We start from the raw sequence: 26674 nt of genomic DNA, 5'->3' as shown, positions 1-26674 counted from the left end.
ACGACAAGTAGGCAGCAATCGGCGGGTGGGCGGCGCCACCTGCACCCCGCAGCCGGGCCTACCTGGGTCCACTACGCCTCGGTGCCGGCGCTGATTTCTTGCGCAAATCCTGTGCTTTTGCGGCGCCAAGGCTGGAAAGCCCGCCGCTAGGCTGAGGGGGTTGCCCTGCGGCGGGCGGCGAAGGATTGGGGGTTGCCGGTGCACGGTTTCGGGACAAACAGGGATTCGCTGTCGAAGGTCCCAGGCGGTTTTCTCCCACCCAACGTCCGCCGTTCCGCCAGCGGACGGATCCCGCAGTGGGCCATCGATGAAGCTCTTGGAAAGGCCGAGCCCCCGGCACCTTGGCGCAGTCCTGACCCTTCCCCGCCTGGCCGGGGGAAATTCCGGCGCCGGCCAAGGAAGCAACAGCGCCGGCCGAAGCGGTCGGTGCAGTTCAGGACGATGCTGGGAATCGCCGTCGTGGTCTGCCTGTACTTCACACCGACGCTCTTCGACCGCGTGGTCCTCCCTGTCGCTGCCCCGTACCTGCCCGGCGCGAAGGTGCCGCCGCCCGGCGTCGAGGCCGCTCCTTCTCCCCTCGGGACGCCACCGGCAAGCACCGGTTCCACTGCCTTCATGCTGCAGGAGTCGCCCAGGGCGGGACAGTCCCTAGTAGCGTACGATCCGTGCCGCCCCGTGCACTACGTTGTGCGTCCGGACAATGCCTTGCCGGATGGAGCCGCCCTAATCAGCGAAGCGGTGGCATCAGTTTCCCGCGCCTCCGGGCTGCAGTTCGTCTACGACGGGCCCACTACGGAGGCGCCGGCCGATCAGCGGCAAGCTTTCCAGCCTGACCGCTACGGGAAGCGCTGGGCCCCAGTGCTGATCGCCTGGTCAACGCCGACGGAAACGCCCGACCTCGCCGGAAACGTGGCAGGCCTCGGCGGGAGCGGGTACGCGGAAGCCGTGGGGCAACCGCTGGTCCTCGCCGCCGGCCAAATCAGCCTGGACGCCCCTGACCTCGCCGGCATCATGGCCAGCCGGCCGGACGGCGCCGCGGAAGTGCGGGCCATCATCATGCACGAACTCGGACACGTGCTGGGCCTGGCCCACGTCAATGATCCCACCCAGCTCATGTACGCCGAGAACAAGGGCGTGCAGGACTTCGCCGCCGGCGACCGGGCGGGGCTTGCGCTGCTGGGAAGCGGCCCTTGCGTGCCGCAGTTGTGACGCCCGCCCGAAGAAGAACCCCCATCGATTGCCGCGTAAATGTCCTTTTGAACCCTCAAAACGGCACTTAGGGAGCAGTCGATTCCGGCTTAGGCTTCCTTTTCGGCGCCGCGCTTTTCAACACCGTGCAGCTCGGCGCGGGTGGGCGGGTTCGCGCCGGGACGGGAGACCGTGACCGCTGCCGCACGGGCAGCGTGCTCCAGGAGCTCAGCCAAGGCCTCGACGGGGAGTTCCCGCAGGTCCTGCCGGTTCTGCGCCCCGTCCAGCTCGCGGTCCACCAGGCCCGACAGCAGCGCCGCCATGAACGAGTCCCCCGCACCCACCGTGTCCGCCACTTCAACCTTGGGCGCGGGAACGGATGTTTCGCCGGCGCGGCATACACCCCAGGGGCCCTCCGCGCCGCGGGTCACCACCACCATTGCCGGTCCTTCGTCACCGCCCAGCGCCAGCCACTTTCGCGCCGAATCCAGCACGTCCTCCCCCGGGTATAGCCAGGCCAGGTCCTCGTCGGACGCCTTCACCACATCCGAAAGCGTGACGAACTTCTCCGCCTGCCCCCGCGCATAATCCACGTCCGTGATGATGCTGGGCCGGCAGTTCGGATCGAAGCTGATGGTGGCGGACGGGTGGGCGTATTCGACGGCAGCCAGCACCTCGGTGGCGCCCGGCTTCAGCATGGTGGCGATGGACCCCGTGTGCAGCAGCGTGGTGCCCTGCAGCATGAAGCCGAGCCGGTCCCCCATGCCGGGAAGCTCCCAGGCGAGATCGAACGTGTAGGTGGCCGCGCCGTCGTCGTCAATCAGCGCAGTGGCCACGCTGGTAGGCAAGTCATCCGGGGGTACCGGCAGCATCACCGAACTCGCCCGCAGGTGCGCTGCCACCGAATCCCCGTAGGCATCCCGGCCGTAGCGGCCGATGAACTGCACCGGATGGTCCAGCCGGGCCAGGCCCACTGCCACGTTTAGCGGGCTGCCGCCCACGTGGGCCTGGATTCCGGAGGCGCGCTGGACAACGTCAACAAGGCCTTCGCCGATCACTGTGAGCATGGTCATACTCTGCCAGAAATAGGCCGCTGCCAGCAGTTCGTGTCAGCGCAGCAGCCTGCCCACCAGTTCCCGGCACGTCACATAGGCTTCCGCGGTGACGTCGATCAGGGAGAAGTGATCGCCCGGCACCATGACGAGCTCCGCTGGCACAGGGCCCACGCTGCTGGCATCCACGTATGTGGTGGACATGCTCAGCGGCACGTCCACATCCTCCGCGGCGTGGACGGCAAACACCGGGACGTCCAGCGGCAGGGCGGCCATGGGGTCAGCCACACGGTGCAGCACGGAGAAGTCCGACGACGGTCCGCCCAGCAGATTGGCCACGGCTCCGTTGCTGTGGTTCAGGCGTTCGGCCTCGGCCAGGTTGAGGACGCCGGACTGGCTCACCACGCCGGTGAGGCGGACGCCGTCGTGCTCCATCTGCAGGCCGTCTGCAGGCCCAAGCCCGCGCAACCGGTCCCTGCCTGCGGCCCACACTGCCAGGTGGCCGCCGGCCGAGTGGCCCAGCGCCACCACTTTGCCCAGGTCCAGTGCGTGCGGTTCCGCGAGCGCGGCGAGCTTGTCGATCCCCGCGAGGATGTCCTGGATGGTGCCGGGCCAGCCCCCGCCGTTCCCGGCCCGCCGGTATTCCAGGTTCCAGGCGGCCATGCCGTGTTCGGCGAGGTCCTTCGCCAGCGGCTCCCCCAGTTCTGCCCCGTACTGCGAGCGCCAGTAACCGCCGTGAATCACCACCACTACGCCTCGGTGTTTCCCACCAGGTGGAAGGTCTGGCAGGAACAGTTCGCCCCACTGGTTGGGGTCCTGGCCGTAGTCATAGCGGTGGCGGTGCGTCACACTGGCCCACTTTAGCTGCCCGGTTCCGCGGAGATGCCGCGGACTTTCGGGGCCACGGCCGTGAAAACTGGGCCAGTTTGTGCGGTCCGCGGCTCCGTTGCCCTTCCATCGTTTAGCCTGAGGCCTTTGTGGGCACGCCTCCTGGTATGGAAAAGCCTGAAGTGACCACCCAGGAATCGACGGTTGAGGAATGGACGCGCGCGCTGGCAGAGTCCACGGGGTCGCCCGGCGGCGGGGCGGGCACGGGGCTGATGCTGGCGGTGGCGGCGTCGCTGACGTCGATGGTTGCCGGTTACAGCGGGGACGACGGCGGCGAGCCGGATCGGATACGTGAGCGGGCCCAGGAGCTGCGCCAGGAAGCCCTTCGACTGGCAGATGACGACGCCTCGGCGTCCAAGGCATTCGGTGCTGCCTTCCGGCTGGAGCCGGGGGACGAGCGGGACGAAGCAATCCGCCGCGCATCCGTGGAGGCCGCGGCTGCTTCCGCCGTCCTTGGCGAGCGGGCCATCGAAGCGATCGACGACCTCGCCTGGCTGGCGACCAATGGCAACCGTGCACTGGTAGCGGATGTCGTCGTCGCGTTCGGTGCCCTCCGCGCTGCTGTGGCGGGTGCACGCACCAATGTCAGTTTCGATCTCGGATCGCTCCGATCGGCCGGCACGGACCTGGAACAGGTCCGTGAGCAACACCCGGACCTGTGGGCGGCCGTCGAAAAACTCAACGCCGGGATGGACCGGATTGACGAACTTACCGCAGCCATCGATAACCGCGCTGCCCCTACGGATGCCCTCTGACACTGACGCACCGCATTTGGACCTGCCACCTGACCTGTGCTTATGGTGGACAGCATTGCTTGCCGAAGCGCACCTGTGGGGAGGGGTACCACGTGAAGTCCGAAAGCACTGCTTGGGCGTTCCTCCGGCCCCTCCTGCTCGCTGTGGCGGCAACTGCAGCCTGGATTGCCCTGTCGGCCGCGGGCGCGTCGGCTGACTCCTCACCCTCCCGCGACTTGCTTCCGGGGGTTTTGGATGCTGCCGCCGCCAACCTTACCCACCAGGGTAAAGATGACCCGGAACCGGTGGTGGCAGGGCCGGACGGCGGGAAGGCCACGGCCACGGCTTCCACGGTTGCTTCACTTGTTCCGGCGCCGTCCCTCCGCCCCGCCGCGGAGGAGGTCTCCGGCCTGGCCGAGGATGTTGTGCAGTCGGTTCCGGCGGCCAACGAGCTTGTGCCCTCGGGAACGGTAGCGGCTGTGGTGGATCCTGCAGTGGTTGCCGTGGATGGCATCGTGGACGGGACGGTGGGGGCTGCTGTTCCGCTGGCAGTTACCGTCCTGGCACCCCTGGACCCGGTCCTTGAACCGGCCCTTGAACCGGTCATCGACGCAATGCCCCTGCCCATCGCTGCCCCGGAAGCAGAGCCCGTCGCGGTCCTTCCCGTCACTACGAATGTCACCGCGGCTCCCGCTCCGGAGCCCGCACCTGCCTCTCCCCCAGCTGCTGAACTGCCGCAGACCACCGGGGGCGTGACGGGTCCCGCGCAGTCCCCCGGATTGTTGCAAAGCACCAGCCCGGAAAGCCGGGTCCAGATGAAGCTTGCGGCCGTAACGCCGGTGCTTTTCAAGGCCGGCCCCGAAGACGCGCCATTCCGCACGCCGTGGGATGTTCCCCCTGCCGTGCCAAGTGCTGCCACGAGCGGAAGCAGCCTATCCGGTGGCAACGACCCGGCGGCTTCGGGCTGGACCAGCTCACCTCACTTCCCAGCCCCGGCAGCTGGGACGTCTGCCATCGGGGGCCCTTTGCTTACCGCCCCCTCTCCGGTGTCCTTCGACCCCGGCTCTTCACCTGACTAGTTAAGGCCCTCCCCGCGTCGCTTTCGCGCGGGCACGCGCCAGCTTCCGGGGTAAGCAGTAGCCCCAATTCAACTTTCAGGAGAATTCCCCATGATGCACCGCACCTTCCGCAGATGCCTGTTCGGTACCGCTTTCGCAGGCGGACTCTTGGCCTTCGGCGGTGTCGCAGCCAATGCAGCCGCTGCGGCAATGCCAGTGGGCTACTCCTCAACTCCATCAACGCTGGCCAACACGGGCGTGAACCCCGGCCTGTTGGTAGGGGGCCTGTTGTTTCTTGCCTTTGGTGGACTGCTGACGCTGGTCCTGAGCCGCAAACGCCGCTGAGCGCACCCGCTGCTGCCGGGCGCGGCCTGCGTCATGAACTAAAGCCGGCAGAAGTAGCGTAGGGACAACACCCACAAACCAGGGAGGTCCCGCATGGCACGCGTCTTCATTACCGGATCCACCGACGGGCTGGGCCGGGCCGCCGCCGCCTCGCTCCTGCAGGACGGCCACGAGGTGATCGTGCACGCCCGTTCCTCCCACCGGCTCCCCGCGGTGCAGCACCTGCTGGACCGCGGGGCACTGTGCGTTGTCGGCGACCTGGCAGTGGATCAGGAAGTCCGGGGGGTCGCCGACCAGGTCAACGGGATCGGCGGCGTTGACGCCATCATCCACAACGCTGGTGTCCTGAACGGCGCCGCGCTGCTGCCAGTGAACGTGGTGGCACCTTACCTATTGACGGCCCTCATTTCCGGCCCCCGCCGGCTCATCTACCTGAGCAGCGGCATGCACCGCGGCGGCGACACCGGCCTGGACGGCCTGGACTGGTCAGGACGGACGACGACGGCCTCCTACTCCACCACCAAGCTCCAGGTCACTGCGCTGTCGGCAGCCGTGGCCCGGCTTTTTCCGAACGTCACCAGCAACGCGGTGGACCCCGGCTGGGTGCCCACGAGGATGGGCGGCCGGTCCGCACCGGACAGCCTGGAACTGGGCCACCGCACGCAGGAATGGCTGGCCACCAGCGACGACCTGGCGGCGCTGGCCAGCGGCGGCTACTGGTACCACCAGCGCCGGCAGACCCCGCACCCCGCCACCCAGGATCCCCAGTTCCAGGACGCCCTGCTGGACCGGCTCGCCGAGCACACCGGTGTCACGCTGGACGCGCCTGCTTAGTTCCCCGCCCCCTCATCGATTGCTGAGTACTTGTCGTTCTCGAGCCTGAAAACGGCACCTGCTCAGCAATGGACGGGTGTAAAAGGTGCGGAGCGCTCAGACAAGGATGGCGAGGGGGTGGGGGTTAGGGCGTGCGGAGGCGGCGTTCGACGTCGGCCGCTTCCGGGTATGCCGCCTGGGTGCCTTTGCGGGTGGTGGCCAGAGCCGCGGCAACCGAGGCGAAGGCTGCAGCGTCCGCGAGCGCATCACCGGCCGCCAGCCGGACTGCAACCGCACCGGTGAAGGCGTCACCCGCCCCGGTGGTATCCACGGCCTGCACCTGCATGGGCTGGACAAATGCCACCCGTGAACCCGCCGAAGCCAGCGAGTCCAGCACAACGGAACCCTGCGAACCCAGCGTCACCAATACCTGCTGGATTCCCCGCTCAGAGAACCGAGACCGCACCGCATCCCACTCAGAGGCAGCGGCGCCGGCAGCGGGAACCGAAGAACCCAGGAACAGCGCGGCCTCATGCGCGTTCACCAGCAGGACGTCCGTCAACCCGGCCAGGCCTGACGGAATCTCCGCATACGGCGAGAGGTTCAGCAAAACCGTTGCGCCGGCGTCGTGCCCTGCCTGGGCGGCCGCAAGCACCGTGTCCATGCTGACCTCCAGGCACAGGCTCACCACGGCGGCGCCCTCCATGACATCCGCGGCCTCGGCGACGTCCTTCGGTGACAGCGTGCCGTTGGCGCCGGCCGAGATGATGATGTTGTTCTCACCGTGGGCGTCCACGGCGATCACGGCAACACCGGTGGGTTCGCCCGAGGTCCGCACATGCCCCACGTCCACGCCGGCCCCGGCCACCGAGGCCTCAAGCATGGCGCCGTTGGGGTCCTCCCCCACTGCACCCACCAGGCTGACGTGGCCGCCCAGGCGCGCCGCGGCGACGGCCTGGTTGGCGCTCTTGCCACCCGGATTCACCGCGAACCCGTGGCCCTGGACCGTTTCGCCGGGCTGCGGGAGGCGGTCGCAGTAAATGGTGAGGTCGGCGTTGAGGGAGCCGACGACGACGATCCGGCCCGCCCCGGCAGCTGCGGCACTCATGGTGCCACCTCGGCCTCAACCGGTTTGGGGATCAGCAGCGAGGCAGCGAACGCGGCCACAGTCAGCGCCAGGCCGACCACCACCACGGTCAGGTACGACGCCGCCGCATCGCCAAAGGCCGACGTCGCCACCAGCACGGCCGGCAGGATCAGGAAGCTCAGGCCCGCGCCGAGGTTGAAGGCGCCGGCGTTCATGCCGGGCAGGAAGCCGGGGTTGCCGGCGGGCGAGAGGATAACGCCGAGTCCGTTGAGCATGATGTTGACCGTACCGGCGTACATGATGCCCAGCAAGACCGTGCCGGCGATCATCATCGGCAGGCTGTGCAGGCCAAGGAACCCGATGATGGCGAGCGCGGCGATGCTGCCCAGGAGCCCGATGCGCAGCACCTTGGTGTACCCGAGGACCGGGGCCAGCTTCCCGCTCAGCGGTCCCACCACCCAGCCGAGCAGGGCGTACGGGGTGAGGATGATCAGCGACATCTCGGTGGGTCCCACGCCGAACCCCGGGGAGGCGGCTTGGACGTAGGCGGGGACAATGCCGTTGATCACCGCGAAGATGCCGGTCATGGTCAGCGTGGTGGTCAGCAGCGGCGCCCACGTGGCGCGCTGGCGCAGATGGACCGTTTCCACCATGGGCTGGGCCGCACGCTGTTCGGTGCGCCAGAAGGCAAGGAACGCGACGGCGGCCACGAGCACCAGTGCCAGGCTCAGGACCAGCACGCCTGGGTTAAATCCGGCGACCAGCTTGGAGCCTTCGTTCAGGGCGGTCAGCAGGGCGCCCACGGCCACCACGATGAAGAACACGCCCAGCCAGTCCATCCGGGTGCCGGCGGCAGGCTTGCTTTCGGCGGCGAGGAGCAGGATGAGGGCGGTGGCCGCGACGGCGAGGACCACCATGAGCCAGAAGATGCTGCGGAAGCCGAAGTGCTCTGCGAAGTAGCCGCCCACGAAGGAGTCCACGCCCGCCACGCCGCCGTTGACGGCAGTAATAAGGCCCATCAGCGTGCCGTACTTGCGCGGGTTGCTGACGGCCGAGCGCAGCATGATGAGGCAGAGCGGGACGGTGGGGCCGCTGACACCCTGGATGATGCGGCCCACGAACAGCCACGTGATGTCCGGGGCAAGGGCGGCGATGACAGAACCCACCGCCATGAGCACCATCATGCCCACCAGGACCTTCTTGCGGCCCACGATGTCGCTCAAGCGTGGCAGGAACAGGGAGAAGAGCGCGGCAGCGGTGAAGAACCAGGTCTGCGAGAGCCCGATGAGGGCCTGGTCCGCCTTGAGTTCCTGGCCCATCGTCACCAGGGCGGGACTGAGCATGGAGGCGTTGAGCTGGAACGCCACGCAGGCGGCCAGCAGCGCGGTCATGAGGGCGGCGATGTTGCCGCGGCCGGTCTTGGTTTCAGCCAGGGTTGCGGTCGTCATTTACTTGATCCCTCCGGCGGTGAGGTGGGCACTGTCCGGCGTACGACGTCGGCTGCCCCGCCTTGGGTGCGCTCCGCACCGAGGTGCGTGCCGCCGTCGTCCGCGTTGCCTTTGTTGGTTTTGTCGCCGGCGCCCGGCTCGCCGATCCTGACCAGCGCGTCGGTGACGAGGTCCCAGAAGCGCGCGTGGTCCAGGTCCACGGCCACGCTGGTGTGGCAGTCGGCGGGGGCGGGGGCGCGGAAATCGGCGACGGTCATGCCCAGGGTGAGCGTTCCGGTCAGTTCGATGTTCACGGGGACCTTGCGGGTGCTGACGATGCTGGGGTCGATCACGTAGGCGACGGCACAGGGATCGTGGACGGGCGGGTAGTCGAAGCCCTGGGCGTCCTTGTAGGCATGCGCGAAGAAGTCCATCAGCTCGGTGACGAACTTTGCAGGCTTCGTGCCGATGGCGGCGATCTTTTCCACCACGTCCGGGGTGGCCAGCGCCTGGTGGGTGAGGTCCAGGCCCACCATGACCACCGGCCACTTCTCGTTGAAGACGATGTGCGCGGCCTCAGGGTCGATGATGATGTTGAACTCGGCCACGGCGCTCCAGTTGCCCACGTGGTAGCCGCCGCCCATGAGGACAACTTCCTTGACGCGTTCCACGATGCGCGGTTCCTTGCGGGCGGCCATGGCGACGTTGGTCAGGCCGGCGGTGGGGACGAGTGTGACGGTGCCGGGCTCGTGCGCCATGACGGTGTCGATGATGAGGTCGACGGCGTGCCGCGGGTCCAGCTCGATGGTAGACTCGGGCAGGGCCGGGCCGTCCATGCCCGAGTCGCCGTGGATGTCCGGCGCGGTTTCGATGCTCCGGACCAGGGGGCGCGGGCAGCCGGCGGCGAAGGGGACGCCGGTGATGCCGGCGATGGTGCCCACGGCCAGGGCGTTGCGGGTGACTTTTTCGAGGGTCTGGTTGCCCACCACGGTGGTGACGGCCAGCAGTTCGATGTTGGGGTTGCCGTGTGCCAGCAGGAGGGCCACGGCGTCATCGTGGCCGGGGTCGCAGTCCAGGATGATCTTCCTGGGTTCTTGCTGGTTCGTTTTCGGATCTGGTTCCACGATGGTTCTCCACGTCATTGGGGCCTGCCTTCGGGGCAGGGGCTTCTGTCTTCCGGGAGCGATCATGGCAGGGTTCTGTGGTCTGCGTCAAACGCTTAACGTTGGTCGGGTATCAGCGCGCGTCAAACGCTTGACGCCTTGCCCTCCCTAGTCAGTCCGCCGGCGGATAGGATCGAGGTATGGATTCCGGGAAACAGGTGCAGCAGCGCGCGCGGCCGAGGCGGGTGACGGCGGCGATGGTCGCCGCCCGGGCCGGGGTGTCGGTGGCAACGGTGTCCCTGGTGGCCAACGGCAAGACGGCGGGCCGCGTGTCGGAGGACAACATTTCCCGGGTGCGCGATGCCATCTCCGAGCTGGGCTACGTGGTGGATGGGATCGGCAGCTCGCTGGCCAAAGGCGTCAGTTCCATCGTGATTTTGGTTGCGCCGGATATTTCCAACCCGTTTTTCGCAAAGGTGATCGGCGGGGTGCGCGAATCCTTGGGGCCCAGTTACCAGCTGCTGCTTTCCGTCACGGATTCGGGCGAGTTCCCCAAGGCCGACGACGTCCGGAAGCTGATGTCCCTCCGTCCCGCCGGGCTTTTGGTGGACGCGCCGAACGCAGGTTTCCTGGCCGATCTCTCGGTTGCCGGGCCGCTGGTCCTGCTGGACGCGCCCGGCCTTGAATCGCTGGCCCCGGCCGTCAACCTTGACGTCGCGCAGGGGGCCCGGGAGCTGGCCTCCCACCTCGCCGCCGCTGGCCACCGTCGGGTGGCCTACCTTGACAGTGTCACCGGGACGGAAACCTTCGCGATCCGCCGCGAGGCATTCCTGGCCGAGGCCACTGCACTGGGCATGTCTGTGGATGCGGACCACATGCCTGCCACCACCATCGACGTCGGTGAGGCGGCGGCCGCCTTCGCCGCAGCGTGGCCGGACTGGCAGAGCGAGGGGGTGACCGCCGTCGTCTGCGCCACTGATACGCATGCCTATGGCGTGCTGCAGGAAGCACGCGTGGCGGGGGTCCGGATTCCGGAGGAGCTGGCGGTGGCCGGGTTCGACGACCTCCCGTACTCCGCCACCAGCAGCCCCGGCCTGACCAGCGTGCACCTGCCGGCCAAGCTGCTGGGCCTCAAAGCCGGGGAACAGCTGCGCCGGCTAATGGAGGGCCAGGAGCTGGAGCAGGAGGAGCTGACGCTGGAAAGCTCGCTGGTGGTGCGCGGGTCCACATCGCCGGCCGCAACGTAAGGGCTTTTTGACCGGCTCGTGTCGGACCCCGGCCGTAAGCTGGGATCATGCCGACTAACTGGGAAAGCCTGGACGCCCCGCTGCGCGAGTCTGTGCAGCACAACGTGGAGATCTATGAACGCGTCCGGCCTGCCCTGAAGCTTGTCACCCGCGACGTCCTGCTGACCCTGCGCGGCATGCTGAAGGACAGCGAGGTGACGCCGCTGTTCGTCACCGGCCGCACAAAGACGGTGGAGTCCTTCAAGGAGAAGATTTCCCGCACCGAGGAACCGCTGGAGCCGGGCGGGCGGCGGCTGCTGAAATTCCCCGACCCGTTCCGCACGCTGAATGACATGGTGGGCATCCGGGTCATCACCAAGCTGCCCGCGGAAAACGCCGTGGTGGCCAACATCATCAAGCGGCAGCGCCAGGTTTTCGATTGCCGCGGGGACCGCGAGAAGGACATTGGTTCCATCGAGTCCGGCACCTACGGGTACTCAAGCCGCCACCTGATCCTGCGGAGCATCCAGAACGAGGCCGTCAAGGAGTACCAGCAGGTCTTCAACCCGGACGCGCAGCCCAACGGCAGCTACTTTTTCGAGTGCCAGATCCGCACCATCTTCGCCCATGCCTGGAGCGAGATCGAGCATGACATCCGCTTCAAGGCCGAGGATCCCCGCGCCTGGACGCCACACTTCGACCGGCAATTCACCGCCACCGCTGCCATGCTGGAGACGGTGGAAACCGCCTTCGCCGACCTGCACGAGCGGTATGAGGAAGTCCGCAGCTACTGGGATATGGACGGCGAGGGGGCAGCCCCCCTCACGCCCAACCGGATCCGCGACGTCTGGCGAACGCTGCTCCCCCACGTTGACCGGAAAGTGGACGATGACTGGGGCTGGGCCGCCGAACTGCTCGCTGCACACGACCTGAACCAGACCATGCAGCTGGCCGGGCTCCTGAATGCCAACCGGATCACCGAGGTCCGCAAGGCCCTGGACCACCGCTACTCCCCCGGCCCGGACCGGCTCCTGGACGACCTCCTCCTCTGGCAGTACGGCACCAGGCATGTGGACCTCACCGCAGAAGCGCCCGACGTCGTCCCGCACCCGCGGCGCGACAGCCTCCTGCGGCGGCTGCGGCAGATCGAGCGGTACCGGATGACGAACAAGTAGATGGCTTTGGGCGTGCGCCTGGTCCTGTCCGGGTTCGGTGCCGTGGGACGGGCGTTTGTTGACTCCGTTTTGGAGCAGGATTCCTTGTTGCAGGTCGCCGCGGTCCGGGGTCACGGGACGGAGGTTCTCCTTGCGCCCGGCCGCCCACTGCCGGAGCGCTCTTCCTGGGGGCCTCTGCGGCCAATCGAGGAGACTCTTACCCTTACCCGGGCTGACATCCTGGTCCAGGCGCTGCCTTCTTCACCCGAGGCCCACGCGCGTGTCCTGCACGAGGCGATTGCTGCGTTGAGGAGCGGCGTCGATGTGGTGACGGCGACGAAGAGCCATGTACTCAGCCATTGGCGTGACCTTGAGCGCGCTGCGGAGGAAGGCCAGGCCGGGATCCGGTTTTCCGGGGCCACCGGCGCTGCGCTTCCATCGGCCGACATGGCGCGAGTCGCGCTGAGGGGGATGGGCTGTACCGGTATACGGGCCTGCCCCAACGGCACGTCAACCTTCATCCTGGATGAGCTTTCCGCTGGCACCGGGCTTGACGCGGCGGTGTCGGAAGCACAGCGGCGGGGCATTGCGGAGGCCAACCCTTCCGCGGACCTGTCCGGACAGGATGCAGCCACCAAGGTGCGGCTGATCGCCGGACTCCTGTGGGACTGGGACGTTTCCCGGATTGCGGTGGAAACGGAGCCAATCGATTCTTCCACGCCCGACAGGGCGTTGGCTGCCACTGGGAACGGCCTGCGCCTCCGCGCCGTTGCCAGGGCGTCCCTGGACCGGCCCATGGTGGTCAGCGTGCAGTTGGAAGCTGTGCCGCCCGGCGACCCGCTGTTCTCCCTCACTGGTCCGGAAAAGGCCATGGTCTTCAGCTGCCCCGAGGCCGGGGACATCACTGTGCAAGGGGGCCGCTCCAGTCCGAAGGGCGCGGCGCTGGCGATGCTGAAGGACGTACTTAACTTGGCCGGGTCAAAGCTGGGCGGTTTCCGCTAGCCGTAGGTGCCCTTTTCATCAGCGACGCACCCCTGTCCCCGACGAACAGCCAAAAGGTCCAACAGCGCAAAATGTAGTGCCTCGGTTCTGTCGTCGGAAATGTTATCGACGAGATGGCCCCGGGTTCCAAAATCCCGGCATGGGACTCTGGCGGCCAAACCGCAGCAAGCGTAGCGTCGAGCAGAGAGCCGCCATGGTCAAGAAACAGGGGCCCGATGGCCCATGGCCAGCGGTTGTCGAGTTCCCAAGGAGACAGGTAATGGCGGGGTGGAACGCTGATACGGCAGCCGGACCTTTAGGGGCCGGAACTGTCACCCTGGTGGAAGGTTCGTCCTTCTGCATCTCCATGCCCAACGGAGATATCAATCCAGCGCATCCCCATGGCCTGTTCGTCCAGGACACCCGTTATGTTTCCAAATGGGCCCTGACAGTGAACGGGCTGCCGCTGGAGCCGCTCACTGCCGAGCTTAAGGAACCCTACCGGGCCCTTTTCGCCGGCCGTATTCCGCGTTCTGACGGCTATGCGGACAGCCCCCTGATCGTGGAACGGCTGCGTGAGGTGGGTGAAGGCATCCGGGAACAAGTCACCATCCGCAATTTCTCCCTTGAACCCATCGAATGCACTCTGCAGCTGGTGGTTGGCTCGGACTTCGCTGACCTCTTCGAAGTCAAGGAAGCCAGGATCCAGAGGCAATGGGAAGAGCTCCGGCACGCTAACGCGGGCATGCTGGCGATCCGTGGCAGGTGGAAGGACGTCCAAAAGGACATCGCATTCAATGCTCCCGGTGCGGACGTGACGCCGGAAACCATCACATACCGGACCATCGTCCAGCCAAGGTCGGAATGGTCCACACTTATCAGCGCCGTACCGGCCACCGGGAAGTCAGGTCCGGCAAGCTTCAGCCACTCGGGGGGCGGGCTGTCCCCAAGTGACCGGCGCCGCCGGGAGTGGGTGGCAAGGATCCCGATGCTGCGGATGGGAAACCCGGCTATCGAGCGCACCCTCCGTCGCAGCTATGACGATCTGGGCGCTCTCCGGATCGAGGACCCGAACCATCCGGACCGGGTGGTGGTGGCAGCCGGGGCGCCATGGTTCATGACCATCTTCGGCCGCGATTCGCTCTGGGCCTCAGAGATGGCGCTTCCGGTCGACCCCTCCCTTGCACTGGGCACCCTGCAAACCCTTGCCGACCGCCAGGGAAGCGTGGTTGATCCAGTAAGTGAAGAGGAACCGGGGAAGATCCTCCACGAAGTCCGGCTGGATGTCTCCAGTGGGCTGTCACTCGGAGGAAAATCCACGTACTACGGCAGCGTGGACGCCACCCCTTTGTTCGTCGACGTTCTGGGCGCTGTCAGCCGCTGGGGCTTCGCAAAGGAAACCATCAACGCCCTGCTGCCTCACGCGGACCGCGCCCTGGACTGGATCCGCGACTTCGGCGACAAGGACGGTGACGGGTTCGTCGAATACCAGCGGCTCAACCCCAACGGGCTGGTCAACCAGGGGTGGAAGGACTCGTGGGACGGGATCAATTTCGCGGACGGACGGCTGGCCGAACCTCCCATCGCGCTGTGCGAAGTCCAGGCATATGTCTACGCTGCATACCTGGCCAGGGCCTGGATGGCATACGACGACGGCGATGATGGGCTCGGAGCCGCATATGCGGACCGCGCAGCGGTCCTGAAGAAGCGGTTCAACGAGGAGTTCTGGATCCCGGAGCGGGGCTATTACGCCATTGCCCTCGACGGTCACAAGCAAAAGGTCGACGCGTGCGCCTCCAACATGGGCCACTGTCTGTGGCTGGGCCTGGTGGACGACGACAAAGCTGCGGAAGTGGCCGGGCACCTGATGTCACCCGAAATGTTCAGCGGCTGGGGCGTCCGCACGCTGGCAAGCAACATGGGCGCCTATAACCCTGCCAGCTACCACAACGGCTCAGTATGGCCCCACGACAACGCCATCATCCAGGCAGGCCTGGTCCGCTACGGGTTCGTGGAAGAAGCGCAGCGGATCTCCACCGCGCTGCTGGAGGCAGCTGAATTTTCCGGTGGCCGGCTACCGGAGCTTTTTTGCGGGTTCAGCCGCGATCAATTTGCCGAACCCGTCCCCTACCCCACCGCCTGCTCGCCCCAGGCATGGGCGGCGACCTCGCCGATCCTGCTGCTGACCAGCCTGATGCGCTACGACGCCCATGTTTCCCGCGGCGGAGTCTGGATGGACCCGGTGCTGCCAAAATCCTACGGCGACCTGCAGATCACCAATGCACCGCTGGCTGGCGGACGCGTCACGATCAACATCAGGGACTCTGTCCCCAGCATGGACGGGCTTCCGGAGGGCATGGCGTTCCACCGCGGCCACCGCCCCTGGATTACCGAACTCGTAGAACAAGCCGACCACCGCAGCAAGAGCTGACCAGGCCGCGAGGTCAACCCTGAAGGAAGTCCTATTTCACGAACCGGGCCCCTGAACACCGGCCCATGCAGGGACATTTTTTCGAACGCCGTCCACTATACTGAACTCATGACTTCACGTAAGACCGTGGCCATCGCCGTCCCGCTCGAAGCTGAGCTCGTGGAACGGATCCGTGCCGTTGACCCGTCCATCACCGTCCTCTACGAACCGGACCTCCTGCCTCCCGAACGTTTCCCGGCGGACCATGCCGGTGATCCCGCCTTCAAGCGCAGCGAGGAGCAGGAGGAACGCTACTGGGCCATGCTCAACAGCGCCGAAGTGCTGTACGGCTTCCCCAACGAGAGCCCTGCGGGGCTGGCCCGGATCGCACGCGAAAATCCAAAGCTGCAATGGGTCCACGCCATGGCGGCCGGGGCGGGCGGGGCCGTCAAGGCTTCGGGTCTCAGCCAGGACATCCTGCAGAAGTTCAAGATCACCACGTCGGCCGGAGTGCACGCCCTGCCCCTGGCGGAATTCGCAGCGATGGGAATCCTGAACGGCTTCAAGCGGAGCGCGGAACTCGCGCAGGACCAGTCGGCAAAGGTCTGGCCCGAACTCCGGGTCCCCACCCGGCTGGTCAACGGATCCAACCTGGTTATTACCGGCCTAGGTGAGATCGGACTGGAAACCGCCCGGATAGCCAAAGCGCTCGGCATGAAGGTCAGCGGCACCAAACGGACCGTTGAACCCATTGACGGCATCGACGAAGTGACAGACAACGAAGGCCTGCCGGGCCTCCTGGCCGCGGCAGACGCCGTCGTCAATACACTGCCCGGGACCGCCTACACGGAGAAACTGTTCAACCGTGAACTGTTCGCCGCCATGAAGCCCGGAACCACCTTCGTCAACGTGGGCCGCGGAACCGTGGTGGATGAGGAGGCGCTGCTGGAGGCGCTGGACAACGGCCAGGTGGGCTACGCCTGCCTGGACGTCTTCGCCGTGGAACCGCTGCCGCAGGACAGCCCCCTCTGGAACCACCCGAAGGTCATGGTCTCGCCGCACACTTCCGCGCTCAGCGCGGCGGAGAACAGGCTGATCACCGAGCGGTTCTGCAGCAACCTCCGGACGTTCCTGGACGGCGGGGATCTCCCCCACCTCGTGGACACCGTGCATTTCTACTAAGCCGGAGCACCCATGCGTATCGCCAGAATCAATACAGCAGCAGGTGCCCAGCATGCCGTCGAACGGGACGGCACGTGGCACCACGTCAGCGACCCCTTCGAGGCCCCCCTTTGCTACACGGGGGACGCCACTCCACACGAAGAGGCCGTATTCCTCGCCCCGGTGGCACCCGCCGTCGTCATCGGCATTGGCCATAACCGGACCCTGAATGACCATCCCCTGCCCATTCAGGCATGGCACAAGTCCGTCCACACGGTGGCGAGCCCCGAGGATGCCATTGTGGCGGCCCGCGATCGCGGCATCGTCCATGCGGAGGGTGAACTCGCCGTCGTGATTGGCAAAACGGCCACGGACCTCACAGCGGAGAACGCCCTGGAGCACGTCCTGGGCTACACCTGCGTCAACGACGTCACCAACGTGGACCAGAACGCCGTGGACGAGCGGAACTTCCAGGGCAAGGCCGGCGTCAACTACACCCCCCTTGGCCCCTGGATAGAGACTGAACTCCCGGACCCCGAGCAGGCGGCCATCGACGTCCACGTCAACGGCACCGCAAGGGCCAGGTCCGGCACGTTCAACCTGCCCTCCAGCGTGGTCGAGTGCCTCACCTACGTCACGTCCTGGCTGACCCTTGAACCGGGTGACGTCGTGATGACGGGGGCACCCGGCACCGCCGTTCCCGTGGAACCCGGCGACCGGGTAGACATCGTGGTGGAAGGCATCGGCACGTTGAGCAGCACCGTAGCCTGACGTCGGCGGCGGCCTCGACGCCTTTATGATGGATAGCGTTCAGTTGACTGAACGCTCAGCCATCGTCCGGCGACCTAAGGAGAATCATTGGTCGATTCCCATACCCCCGCTTCATCCGAAAAGCCGGGAGCCTCCTCACCGGCACCGGCAGTCACCCGGGCAGCAGCCGTACTGGACGCCCTCGCTGCCTCGGCTACCGGACGGCTGACCCTGAGCGACCTCTCGCGCGAGGTGGGAATTCCCAAGTCCTCCACCTCCAACCTCCTGCTGGCCCTGGAGGAAGCACGCCTGATCAGCAGACAGGGTGCAGAGTTCACCCTGGGCCGCAAGCTCGTGGAGCTCGGCGCGGCCTACCTTGGCCGCATGGATGAGGTGCAGGAGTTCTACCGATACTGCGAACAGGCCTCCGTCCTCTCCCGCGAGACGGTCCGGATCGCCATGCTGGACGGCGCGAACGTGATTTACCTTGCCCGCTACGAAGGCCATCCCGCCGTACGGCTCACGTCCAATATCGGCGACAAGATGCCCGTTTCCCTCTGCGCAGTGGGCAAGGCGCTGATCGCCCGGCTCAACTGGCATGACATCGAGGAGATGTTCCCGGACGACGCCGAACTCCCCGTCCTCACGCCCAAATCCCTGCGCACCGGCGCGGAACTGAAGGCACAGCTGAAGGAGATCCGCGAGCAGGGCTTCGCCTTCGAAGATGAGGAATCGACCACCGGGGTGGTGTGCCTCGCCGTCTCCGTCCCCACCCGCGGCGCCCACGGTCCCAGCCTTGGCCTCTCCGTCACGGCACTCAAGGCCACCTACACCCCCGAGCAGGGATCCCAGATGATCAAGGAACTGCAGGAACTGGCCCACTCCCTGGGCAACCCCATGGGATAGGCGCGGCCCCTCCCGCCTAACCCCTTCGCAAAACTGAAAACTATTGCCAGCCGTTCAGGATGCTGTATTGTGTTCAGCATAGTGACCGGCACAACAGGTGTTGTCGCTATCCCACCAGGCCAACGGGGGCCTGGAGTGCATTAGAGGGAGTTTTCGTGACAACTCGTACTAACTCACCGCAGGCCATCACGGACGGCGCCGTCGTCGATCCGGACCAGCTGCGAAGGGCAACACTTGCCAGCTCCGTAGGCTCCGCCTTGGAGTACTACGACTTCTACATCTACGGCCTTGCCTCGGCCCTGATCTTCGGACCGCTGTTCTTTGCCCCGCTTGGGGAGAGCGGAGCGGTCATCGCCTCCTTCGCCACCTACGGCGTCGGGTTCGCCGCCCGGCCGTTCGGCGGCGTGGTGTTTGGCCATATCGGCGACCGGTTCGGCCGGAAGATGGTGCTGATCCTGACCATCGGCCTGATGGGCCTGTCCAGCTGCGCCATCGGCCTGCTGCCCACCTTTGACCAGGCGGGAATGCTGGGCGCAGTGCTCCTGGTGACGCTGCGCATCCTGCAGGGCCTGGGCGCCGGCGCCGAGCAGGCAGGCGCCACCACCCTCATCTCGGAGGTGGCCCCGCGCCGCCGTCGCGGTTTCTTTGCTTCCCTGCCCTTCGTGGGCATCCAGCTGGGCACCCTCCTGGGCGCAGGCACCTTCGCCCTCATGGCGTTGGCTGACAAGGAAGTCCTGCACGGCTGGCTGTGGCGCGTTCCCTTCCTGGCAAGCATCATCCTGATTGCGATCGCGGTGTTCATCAGGCTGCGGCTCAAGGAGACCCCGGTCTTCCAGGAACTCGAAAAGCACAAGGCCGTGGTGAAGAACCCGGTGGGCCAGATCTGGAAGCACTCGAAGAAAAACGTACTGATCGGCATCGGCCTGCGGATGGGCGAAAACGGCAACTCGTCCATCTACTCTGCCCTGTTGGTCTCCTTTATCAGCATGCCGGCGGGGGTCTTTGCCGGGGACAAGTTCATCGGCCCCACGGGCCTGCTGATTGCCGCCGGCTTCGCCGCGGTGCTGGTGGTTGCCTTCGGCGCCCTGTCCGACCGCTACGGCCGGGTTCCCGTTTACCGCTACGGCGCGCTCTTCCAGGCCGTCATCGCCCTGCCCGCGTTTTACCTGGTCACACTCGGCAACGTCGCCCTGGTCTGGGTGGTCATGGTGGTGGGCATCGCCCTCGGCGTGCAGGCCATGCTCGGCCCGCAGTGCGCGCTGCTGCCCGAACTCTTCGGTTCCCAGCACCGCTTCACCGGCGTGGCCCTCAGCCGTGAACTCTCCGCGGTACTCGCCGGCGGCTTCGCCCCGATGATCGGCGTGGCACTGCTGGCCGCCACCAACCACTCCTGGCTCGTTCCGGCGCTTTATTCACTGGTCCTGGCAGCAATCTCCTTCGTCACTACGTTCTTCACCCCCGAGACCAACGGCCGTGACCTGGTGCTCGTGGAGGATGCCAGGTGAGCAGCGGCACCACCGTGCCCGCCCCGGCGGATCCTGCGCCCAAGCGTGCAGGGTTCGTCGGGCTGGGACTCATGGGTGCCCCCATGGCGGCCAACCTGCTCAAGGCAGGCTGGCAGGTCAAGGGGTGGAACCGCTCCCCCGGTGCCGTCCGGGCGCTCGAGGGGTTGGGCGGGACCGGCGTGGACAGCGTCACGGACCTGCGTGATGAACCCGTCCTTATCTTCATGCTCCCCGACCTTCCATTCATCGAAGAGGCCGCGGCGGGGCTTCTTGAGGCGTGGCGGGAGGTGCCGCCCGCCACTGGAACGCTCGTAGTGGTTATGAGCAGCGTGTCGCCGGTTGGTGTGCGGGCTTTCGCCAGCACTGTTGCGGACGCGAGTAATGGAAACGCCTCGGTGCTCGACGCCCCGGTCAGCGGCGGCACGGACGGCGCGCGGCGGGGAACCCTCGCCATCATGACGGGTGGATCGGAGCAGGACTTCCGGCGGATCCTGCCAGCCCTGGAAGCCATGGGCTCGTCAGTCCGCCTGCTCGGGGACCTGGGCGCGGGATCGCTGGCCAAGGCATGCAACCAGCTGATCGTAGGAACCACGACGGCGGCACTCGCCGAGGCTGCCGAACTCGCCGAACGTTCCGGCATGGACGTCCACGCCCTCTTTGAGGTCCTGTCCGGCGGCCTGGCAGCCAGCCGGGTGCTGGAGCTCGTGGGCCCCCGACTGGCGGCAAAGGACTACACTCCGACGGGGCCCGCGAAGTTCATGCACAAGGACCTCTCCTTTGTCCTCGAAAGCGCCGGCACTGCCGGCACTGCCGCTCCCATGGCTTCGGCCGGCGTCGACCTCTACGCGGAGGTGGTGGCCCAAGGCCTGGGCGACCTGGACCTGGCCGCGGTGCGGCAGGCCATCGCCACTATGGGTACCGCGTAAAGTGCCACTGACCACCACCACGTAATCCCGCAGCGCACATCGAGAAGAGGCCCCCTCCATGGACCACGCATCACCATTCGACCTGACCGGACGGACGGCCCTGGTCACCGGATCAAGCAGGGGCATCGGGAAGGCTTTGGCCGCGGGCCTCGCGCAGGCCGGTGCCACGGTGGTACTCCACGGACTGGACGCGGCACGCCTGGAAGCCAGCCGCAAGGAACTGGCAGCCATCTTCGGTGACGACAAGGTGGGTGCAGTCTCTTTCGACATCACAGCCGAAGGCCAAGTGGCGGCGGGGGTAGCCGAGGCCCAGGCAACCTTCGGCGCGCTCGACATCCTGGTGAACAACGCCGGTATCCAGCACCGGGTGCCCTTGCTGGAACTGGAAGTGGCGGACTGGAACCGGGTGCTCGCCACCGACCTCACCAGCGCCTTCCTGGTGGGCCGCGAGGTGGCCCGCCGGATGCTGGAGCGCAAGCGCGGGAAGATCATCAACATCGGCTCGGTACAATCCGACCTGGCCCGGCCAACCATCGGCGCCTACACGGCCGCCAAGGGCGGACTCCGGAACCTGACCCGGGCCATGACGGCCGAATGGGCCTCCCAGGGTCTGCAAATCAACGGCATCGCCCCGGGCTACATCCACACCGAAATGACCCAGGTCCTGGTCGATGACGAGGCCTTCAACTCATGGATCCTCGGCAGGACACCGGCCGGCCGCTGGGGAACCGTGGAGGACCTGGCCGGGCCTGTCACCTGGCTGGCCTCGGACGCCTCCAACTACGTGAACGGCCAAACAATCTTTGTCGACGGCGGAATGACGACGGTGGTCTGACGTGGCAACGGCAACAAGCAGCCCACTGTCCGGACAGGCCATTGTGGTCCATGGCGTCAACGACCTCCGGATCGAAACCGTCGAACAGGCCGCCCCCCGGCCCCACGAAGCCGTAGTGGACATCGCCTACGGCGGCATCTGCGGATCGGACCTGCACTACTGGCTGCACGGGGCAGCCGGTGAATCGATCCTGCGCGCACCCCTGGTGCTGGGCCACGAAGTGGTGGGCACAGTTGTCCAGGCCGCGGCGGACGGCTCCGGCCCCGCCGTCGGCACCAACGTCGCCGTTCACCCTGCCACCCCGGGCGGAACGGGCGTCCGGTACCCGCAAGACCGGCCCAACCTTTCGCCGGGCTGCACCTACCTGGGCAGCGCCGCGCGCTACCCGCACACCCAGGGCGCCTTCAGCCGCTATTCAGTCCTGCCCGCCAGGATGCTCCGGCCGCTCCCCAGGGGCCTGGACCTGCGCGCCGCCGCCCTCACCGAACCGGCCAGCGTCGCGTGGCATGCCGTCGCCCAGGCCGGCGACCTTGCCGGCAAACGCGTCCTGGTGATCGGCAGCGGTCCCATCGGCAGCCTCGTCGTGGCCGTTGCCAAGCGGGCGGGCGCCGCGGAGATCATCGCCGTCGACATGCATGAGGAGCCCTTGAAGATCGCGACGGCGGTGGGCGCCACCGGGACCATCCTCGCCTCCGACACAGATGCCATCGCAGCCGTGGAGGCCGACGTGGTGCTGGAATCTTCAGGCAACCACCGCGGCCTGGCGTCGGCGCTTCGCGGCGCCATGCGCGGCGGCCGCGTGGTCATGGTGGGACTCCTGCCCAGCGGCGACCAGCCCGTCCCGATCTCCCTGGCCATCACCCGCGAACTCCAGCTGGTGGGCTCGTTCCGCTTCAATGCTGAGATTGACGACGTCCTGGCCGCCCTGGCCGACGGATCCCTGTACGTGGAGCCGGTGGTCACCCACGAATTTCCATCCACCCGGGCACTTGAAGCCTTCGAGCTTGCCAAAGACCCCACCAGGTCCGGCAAGGTGCTGATTTCGTTCCGCACCGGGTAAAGCCACCACGGAAGCACGTGGCCGGTGAACCTGGCTGCGCCGGGACTGGACACCTAACTGGCATTCCAATTGCTATATTCTGGTGTTTTCGCGCCGGGCAGGGGGTAGCCCGCGTACCGCACGTAGGAATGGCCCTTTATTGACAGCCAGCAGCAATGATCCAGGACCCGTGCAGGGGAGGGTCCACCAAAACGACTTCCTCGACTGCCCCACCGGCCTTGTCGAGTACTACTTCGAGGACGGAATCTTCCGCTGGTCTGACGGGCTGTACCGCATGTACGGGTATGAGCGGGGCGAGGTGGTCCCCTCCATGGACATGGTTATGCCCCATCTCGAGCCCGAAGACCGCCCAAGGGTCCAGGCGTATTGGGAGCACGTGTCCAAGAACGGCGGGCCGTCATCCATTTATGTGTCCATCCGGGACCGCAAGGACCGGCAGCACAAACTGCTTTACTCTGCCGACTACATCCTGGACGGAACCACCCCCATCGGTGTCTGGGGCGTAATCGTGGACCTGACCACGTCAATCCATTCGGACCGGCACCAACTCGCCACGGAGGCGGTGGCCGCGTCGGCCGTGAACCGGGCGGTCATTGAGCAGGCCAAGGGCATCCTGATGGGGCGCACCGGCATCACGGCCGACGAGGCCTACGGGCTCATGAGCCAACTGAGCCAGGATACGAACCGCAAGTTGTACGCGATCGCGCAGGAGATCGTCGAACGCACCACCGTCGGGGCCGGCAAACAGGGCAACCAGGACCATCCCCTGCTCTAGCTGCAGGACTGGAAGATGAATTACCCCTTCCGCTCCGCCCGGTAGACACTGGGGCTGACCCCGTGCAGGCGCCGAAACTGGCGGGAAAAGTAGAACTGGTCCTGCAGGCCCACTTCCCGGCCCACCTGCGCAATGGTCAGGTCGGTCGTATCCAGCAGATGCCGTGCGCGCGCCATCTTCAGGGCTGTGTGATGGGTCAGCACTCCCCCGCCGGTCGCCTCGCGGAACAGCTTGCTGAGGTGCGACGACGACACCCCCACCAGCGCGGCAAGCTCGGGCAGCCGGATGGTCCCGTCCGCCCGTTCCTCCAGGTAGTTCATCGCCTGCTGCAGCGGTGTCCCCTTCTCAGGGACGCGACGGTCCGCCGCCAGCGTGGCCAGCAGCTTCCACGCCATGCCCGCCGTAACCACCAGCCGCGCCGGTGACTGGTCCTTCTCCAGTGCCGTGATGATCTCATCCAGCATGGCCGTCAAGCGGTCCACGGCCAGCAGCGGGATGATGGGTCCATCGGGGCGTATCCCGGCCTCCGTAACCAGCTCGGGGACATCGCTGCCCCGCACGTGGCACCACCAGATCGTCCATGGATCATGTGTCGCGGCACCGTATGCATGTGCCTGGCCGGTTCCGCCGGGAAGCACCACGGCGGTTCCCTTGCCTACGTCGGTCCGGGTACCGGCGGTTTCCACCCAGCCCCGTCCGGCGACGCAGAGGATAATGATGGTTTCCTCGGCACCCCCCGGACGGTAGCGTCCATGGTCCTCCGCGGCCGGGAAGACGCCGGCGTCCGTGACCACGAGGTGCCGGGTGATGGGACGGGCAAGCGCCTCACGGACCAGCGGACGTGGCACCACCACCAGCCGCTGGTTGGCGAACCCGTGTGCCCGCTCCACATCCGCTCCCTCCGTCACGAAACGTCCATCCTATGCCGGAGGGGCGCCTCAGGCTCGGGCTTCCCGCCATTCAGTCCAGTGCACCATCTGCACGCTGTCCAGGGCGAGCAGGTCCCCGTCCACGGCATCCCTTCGGAGCTGGGCCGGTGCGGGCACGCCCACCTTGGCTGCCTTGGGCAGCGGCAGGATCTGAAGGACGACGTCGGAACCTGGCTGGATGCCCACGTCACTGGTTTCGAGGATCCAGGGGGAGCCGTCCCAGAAACGGTCCGCCACCACCCTGCCGTCCACCACAAGGCGGGCGACATCGCCCGCCCAGGCGACCTCCAACTCAGCCAGCCCTCCCCCGGTGGTGGGTCCCGCCGTCGGAAGTTCCAGCCGGTACACCGCTGCGGAGTGGCTGATGGCTGCATCGTCCGGGGCTCCGGCCCGGCCCGCCAGTGAGCCGAAGAACGCAGGAACGGCCTGCGCGGAGCGGACAAGCTCCACCGGCACGGCCAGGCGTGCGGGCTCCAGTCCCTCCGTTTCGACGGCCACGTCCTCAAAGCAGCCAGGCTCCGGGGAGTACCGCCGGACTGCCGGCGTTCCCCCAGACCTTCCCGACAGTCGGCCCCCGGCATCCAGCCAGACTGGATCTGCGGACAGAACCAGCTCCCGGCCGCACGAGGTATCCAGGACCCAGGTCTGGTCCGCCAATACGGCGGGCAGCATCAAAATTGCCAAGGAACCTGTGGGGGTAGCCGCAGCCAGCGTCACCGGAGCAGAGGCAGCAATCACATAGGCGTTGCCCCCAAGCGCAGTTGCGGGGCCCTCCAGCACCGTCCCCTCCTGGAAACACAGCTGGGGCTCGATCCCCTCTTCGGCTGCAAGGACCAGGGTGGCCGAACCGTCGGCATCGAGAACGGTCAACGGCGTTGCCGTGGCCCACAGCAGCCGCACACCCCCAATTTCCAGGTTCACCGGCCACGCCGCGATGGTGCCGGCGGGAACGTCCACGGGCGCGGCAGGAAACGTCACCGTCTCCACATCGAGGTCCAGCCGGAACTGCGCACCGGAGTATTCCGGAAGGGGAATATGCGGCTGGTGCCAGGTGATGAAGACAAATCCGGAGTTCCCATCGGAGCGAAGGGCCCAGCGGAGGGTCGCCGAATCCTCCACCCCGGAGGGCACCCGGTCCGGCAGCGTGGAGGGCATCGGCGCCAGAAGCTCTCCGAACGCGGCCAGGAACGCGTGCTGTCGGCGCAGCAGCCCGAAACTCTGCGCCAGCCGGCCCGAGGCGCCGATCGGAGCGTGGAAGTCGTAGTCGAATGCCGGAAGATCGTTGGGATAACCCGTCGCCTGCGATTCCTGCAGCTCCGGCCCCGGATTCATGCCGCCGGCGAACATGTAGTAGCCCTGCCAACTGGAGCCGCTGCCGATCTTGTTGTTCGCCACCGCTGCCACATCCTTGCCCGAAGGCCAGGGCCGGCGCTGGTACGCCGTGGCCATGCCGCCGGTCAGCTCGCAGGTGGCAGGCGGGTAGAGCTCGGATGGCGAGCGCGGAGCGGAAGCCTCCGCCCCGGAAAAATGCTCGCGTAGATCCGCGCCGATGCCGGGATCGTCCCACTGGTGGCTGAAGAGGTAGTGCTGTCTGAAGGTGGGGTCCCAGGGAGCCTCGGCGTCCACCCAGAACCCGTCGCCGTAGCCCCCGAAGACCGGCAGCACATCCTCCAAGGGAAGATCGGCACCGCCCCATGCAGTCGCCGTCCAGATCGGGGCAGTGATCCCCGACGCACGCGCCAGCCTCTTCAGCTCGGTGATATGCCCGGGCTGGTCGTACAGCTCGTTCTCCAGCTGGATGCCGATCACGTTGCTGCCCGGCCCGGTCAACCCGTTCAACTGGGCACCAATGAGGTTGAACCAGCGCTCTACCAGTGCCAAGTACGCGGGATCGTTGGTGCGGTGCCCGACGTCGGCGGCCTGCACCCAGTCCGGAAACCCGCCGTTGCGGGCCTCGCCGTGGGCCCAAGGCCCGATGCGCAGGACGACGTCCAGGTCCAGGGCCGCGCACAGCCGGACGAAGGCAGCGACGTCCAGGTTGCCGTCAAACCGTAGCTCCCCCTGCACCGGCTCGTGGTGGATCCAGAAAATGTAGCAGGCCACCACGGTGATGCCGCCGGCCTTCGTCAGCCGGAGTCGGTCCTCCCAGCGGTTCCGGGGAAGCCTGCTGAAGTGGATCTCGCCCGACACCGGAATGTACGGGCCGCCGTCGCGCTCCAGATAGTGGCTGGTAAGCCGCCAGCGGTTGTGCACGTCCTCGGTATTGCTCATGGCAGGCAGTTGCCGCCGCCCGGCGAAAGGCCGGTGGACGGCAGTCAGCAGCTCAAGGGCGGTGTGTTGGCCAGTCAATGCGGGAGTCCT

Annotated in this window: 24 protein-coding genes; 17 read left to right on the top strand and 7 right to left on the bottom strand. The window is 66.8% G+C overall.

What is annotated here, in order from left to right; genetic code table 11:
• Positions 1-426: 426 nt before the first annotated feature.
• Positions 427-1209, top strand: a complete 783-nt coding sequence (locus LFT46_RS00640) for a matrixin family metalloprotease (protein ID WP_236820951.1) — start codon at positions 427-429, stop codon at positions 1207-1209.
• A gap of 89 nt (positions 1210-1298) precedes the next feature.
• Here the strand turns inward: LFT46_RS00640 and LFT46_RS00635 are convergent, their stop codons facing one another.
• Positions 1299-2255: a carbohydrate kinase family protein gene (locus LFT46_RS00635; RefSeq protein ID WP_236820946.1), complete on the bottom strand. Its 957-nt coding sequence runs from the start codon at positions 2253-2255 to the stop codon at positions 1299-1301.
• Between the two features lie 42 nt (positions 2256-2297).
• Entirely contained in the window at positions 2298-3089 is a 792-nt protein-coding gene (locus LFT46_RS00630; protein ID WP_236820945.1) for an alpha/beta hydrolase, read from the bottom strand.
• 146 nt (positions 3090-3235) lie between these two features.
• On the opposite strand from LFT46_RS00630, the gene LFT46_RS00625 reads away from it, so the two are divergent.
• The 4 genes from LFT46_RS00625 to LFT46_RS00610 all read left to right on the top strand — a co-directional run bounded on the left by LFT46_RS00625 (position 3236) and on the right by LFT46_RS00610 (position 6099).
• Positions 3236-3883, top strand: a complete 648-nt coding sequence (locus LFT46_RS00625; RefSeq protein ID WP_236820944.1) for a cyclodeaminase/cyclohydrolase family protein — start codon at positions 3236-3238, stop codon at positions 3881-3883.
• Between the two features lie 92 nt (positions 3884-3975).
• Positions 3976-4941, top strand: coding sequence for a hypothetical protein (locus LFT46_RS00620; protein WP_236820943.1), 966 nt, complete (start codon positions 3976-3978; stop codon positions 4939-4941).
• A 90-nt stretch (positions 4942-5031) separates the two neighbouring features.
• Entirely contained in the window at positions 5032-5265 is a 234-nt protein-coding gene (locus LFT46_RS00615; RefSeq protein ID WP_236820942.1) for a hypothetical protein, read from the top strand.
• Positions 5266-5358: 93 nt separating this feature from the next.
• Complete coding sequence (locus LFT46_RS00610) at positions 5359-6099, top strand: SDR family NAD(P)-dependent oxidoreductase (RefSeq protein ID WP_236820940.1); 741 nt, start codon at positions 5359-5361, stop codon at positions 6097-6099.
• Between the two features lie 124 nt (positions 6100-6223).
• Here the strand turns inward: LFT46_RS00610 and LFT46_RS00605 are convergent, their stop codons facing one another.
• Genes LFT46_RS00605 through uriH form a run of 3 tightly spaced genes read right to left on the bottom strand, consistent with a single transcriptional unit; the run spans position 6224 to position 9734 of the window.
• Positions 6224-7186: a ribokinase gene (locus LFT46_RS00605; protein ID WP_236820935.1), complete on the bottom strand. Its 963-nt coding sequence runs from the start codon at positions 7184-7186 to the stop codon at positions 6224-6226.
• Positions 7183-8613: a uridine transporter UriT gene (gene uriT, locus LFT46_RS00600; protein WP_236820933.1), complete on the bottom strand. Its 1431-nt coding sequence runs from the start codon at positions 8611-8613 to the stop codon at positions 7183-7185. Before uriT ends, LFT46_RS00605 begins: the two co-directional genes overlap by 4 nt.
• On the bottom strand, positions 8610-9734 hold the full coding sequence (uriH, locus tag LFT46_RS00595; RefSeq protein ID WP_236820932.1) for a uridine-preferring nucleoside hydrolase UriH: 1125 nt from the start codon (positions 9732-9734) through the stop codon (positions 8610-8612). The genes uriT and uriH overlap by 4 nt, the downstream gene beginning before the upstream one ends.
• Before the next feature lie 218 nt (positions 9735-9952).
• On the opposite strand from uriH, the gene LFT46_RS00590 reads away from it, so the two are divergent.
• The 12 genes from LFT46_RS00590 (at position 9953) to LFT46_RS00535 (ending at position 23384) form a co-directional block, all read left to right on the top strand.
• Positions 9953-10942 (top strand): LacI family DNA-binding transcriptional regulator, encoded by a 990-nt coding sequence (locus LFT46_RS00590; protein ID WP_442863701.1) that lies wholly within the window; start codon positions 9953-9955, stop codon positions 10940-10942.
• A 47-nt stretch (positions 10943-10989) separates the two neighbouring features.
• Positions 10990-12096 carry a GTP pyrophosphokinase gene (locus tag LFT46_RS00585; protein ID WP_236820931.1) on the top strand — a complete coding sequence of 369 codons (1107 nt, stop codon included), beginning with the start codon at positions 10990-10992 and terminating at the stop codon, positions 12094-12096.
• Positions 12097-13077 carry a hypothetical protein gene (locus LFT46_RS00580; protein ID WP_236820930.1) on the top strand — a complete coding sequence of 327 codons (981 nt, stop codon included), beginning with the start codon at positions 12097-12099 and terminating at the stop codon, positions 13075-13077.
• 259 nt (positions 13078-13336) lie between these two features.
• Complete coding sequence (locus tag LFT46_RS00575) at positions 13337-15487, top strand: amylo-alpha-1,6-glucosidase (protein ID WP_236820929.1); 2151 nt, start codon at positions 13337-13339, stop codon at positions 15485-15487.
• Positions 15488-15595: 108 nt separating this feature from the next.
• Positions 15596-16648, top strand: coding sequence for a D-2-hydroxyacid dehydrogenase (locus tag LFT46_RS00570; protein ID WP_236820928.1), 1053 nt, complete (start codon positions 15596-15598; stop codon positions 16646-16648).
• A gap of 12 nt (positions 16649-16660) precedes the next feature.
• Positions 16661-17398, top strand: coding sequence for a fumarylacetoacetate hydrolase family protein (locus tag LFT46_RS00565; RefSeq protein WP_236800485.1), 738 nt, complete (start codon positions 16661-16663; stop codon positions 17396-17398).
• Positions 17399-17485: 87 nt separating this feature from the next.
• The gene (locus LFT46_RS00560) at positions 17486-18283 is read left to right on the top strand and encodes an IclR family transcriptional regulator (protein ID WP_236820927.1); all 798 of its coding nucleotides are present in this window, start codon (positions 17486-17488) and stop codon (positions 18281-18283) included.
• A gap of 155 nt (positions 18284-18438) precedes the next feature.
• The gene (locus tag LFT46_RS00555; RefSeq protein ID WP_236820926.1) at positions 18439-19788 is read left to right on the top strand and encodes an MFS transporter; all 1350 of its coding nucleotides are present in this window, start codon (positions 18439-18441) and stop codon (positions 19786-19788) included.
• Positions 19789-19859: 71 nt separating this feature from the next.
• On the top strand, positions 19860-20714 hold the full coding sequence (locus LFT46_RS00550; protein ID WP_236822100.1) for an NAD(P)-dependent oxidoreductase: 855 nt from the start codon (positions 19860-19862) through the stop codon (positions 20712-20714).
• Between the two features lie 58 nt (positions 20715-20772).
• Positions 20773-21549, top strand: coding sequence for an SDR family oxidoreductase (locus tag LFT46_RS00545; protein ID WP_236820925.1), 777 nt, complete (start codon positions 20773-20775; stop codon positions 21547-21549).
• 1 nt (position 21550) lies between these two features.
• Positions 21551-22609: an L-idonate 5-dehydrogenase gene (locus tag LFT46_RS00540; protein ID WP_236820924.1), complete on the top strand. Its 1059-nt coding sequence runs from the start codon at positions 21551-21553 to the stop codon at positions 22607-22609.
• Positions 22610-22748: 139 nt separating this feature from the next.
• The gene (locus LFT46_RS00535; protein ID WP_236820923.1) at positions 22749-23384 is read left to right on the top strand and encodes an ANTAR domain-containing protein; all 636 of its coding nucleotides are present in this window, start codon (positions 22749-22751) and stop codon (positions 23382-23384) included.
• Positions 23385-23404: 20 nt separating this feature from the next.
• Here the strand turns inward: LFT46_RS00535 and LFT46_RS00530 are convergent, their stop codons facing one another.
• A complete protein-coding gene (locus LFT46_RS00530) occupies positions 23405-24292 on the bottom strand; it encodes a helix-turn-helix transcriptional regulator (RefSeq protein ID WP_236820922.1) in 888 nt (295 codons plus the stop codon).
• 30 nt (positions 24293-24322) lie between these two features.
• Positions 24323-26662: a beta-galactosidase gene (locus LFT46_RS00525; RefSeq protein WP_236820921.1), complete on the bottom strand. Its 2340-nt coding sequence runs from the start codon at positions 26660-26662 to the stop codon at positions 24323-24325.
• Between the last annotated feature and the right edge of the window lie 12 nt (positions 26663-26674).

The sequence above is a fragment of the Arthrobacter sp. FW306-07-I genome (genome assembly GCF_021800405.1).
In the GTDB taxonomy this organism is placed as follows: Bacteria; Actinomycetota; Actinomycetes; order Actinomycetales; family Micrococcaceae; genus Arthrobacter.
The sequence above is the reverse complement of the archived record's forward strand: the minus strand, read 5'-3'. Positions and strand labels throughout refer to the sequence as shown.

Coding starts and splice junctions, on each gene's coding strand:
- LFT46_RS00635 (WP_236820946.1), bottom strand. CDS start 2,255: ATGCTCACAGTGATCGGCGAAGGCCTTGTTGACGTTGTCCAGCGCGCC.
- LFT46_RS00625 (WP_236820944.1), top strand. CDS start 3,236: ATGGAAAAGCCTGAAGTGACCACCCAGGAATCGACGGTTGAGGAATGG.
- LFT46_RS00615 (WP_236820942.1), top strand. CDS start 5,032: ATGATGCACCGCACCTTCCGCAGATGCCTGTTCGGTACCGCTTTCGCA.
- LFT46_RS00610 (WP_236820940.1), top strand. CDS start 5,359: ATGGCACGCGTCTTCATTACCGGATCCACCGACGGGCTGGGCCGGGCC.
- LFT46_RS00605 (WP_236820935.1), bottom strand. CDS start 7,186: ATGAGTGCCGCAGCTGCCGGGGCGGGCCGGATCGTCGTCGTCGGCTCC.
- uriT (WP_236820933.1), bottom strand. CDS start 8,613: ATGACGACCGCAACCCTGGCTGAAACCAAGACCGGCCGCGGCAACATC.
- uriH (WP_236820932.1), bottom strand. CDS start 9,734: ATGACGTGGAGAACCATCGTGGAACCAGATCCGAAAACGAACCAGCAA.
- LFT46_RS00590 (WP_442863701.1), top strand. CDS start 9,953: ATGGTCGCCGCCCGGGCCGGGGTGTCGGTGGCAACGGTGTCCCTGGTG.
- LFT46_RS00585 (WP_236820931.1), top strand. CDS start 10,990: ATGCCGACTAACTGGGAAAGCCTGGACGCCCCGCTGCGCGAGTCTGTG.
- LFT46_RS00580 (WP_236820930.1), top strand. CDS start 12,097: ATGGCTTTGGGCGTGCGCCTGGTCCTGTCCGGGTTCGGTGCCGTGGGA.
- LFT46_RS00575 (WP_236820929.1), top strand. CDS start 13,337: ATGGCGGGGTGGAACGCTGATACGGCAGCCGGACCTTTAGGGGCCGGA.
- LFT46_RS00570 (WP_236820928.1), top strand. CDS start 15,596: ATGACTTCACGTAAGACCGTGGCCATCGCCGTCCCGCTCGAAGCTGAG.
- LFT46_RS00565 (WP_236800485.1), top strand. CDS start 16,661: ATGCGTATCGCCAGAATCAATACAGCAGCAGGTGCCCAGCATGCCGTC.
- LFT46_RS00550 (WP_236822100.1), top strand. CDS start 19,860: ATGGGTGCCCCCATGGCGGCCAACCTGCTCAAGGCAGGCTGGCAGGTC.
- LFT46_RS00545 (WP_236820925.1), top strand. CDS start 20,773: ATGGACCACGCATCACCATTCGACCTGACCGGACGGACGGCCCTGGTC.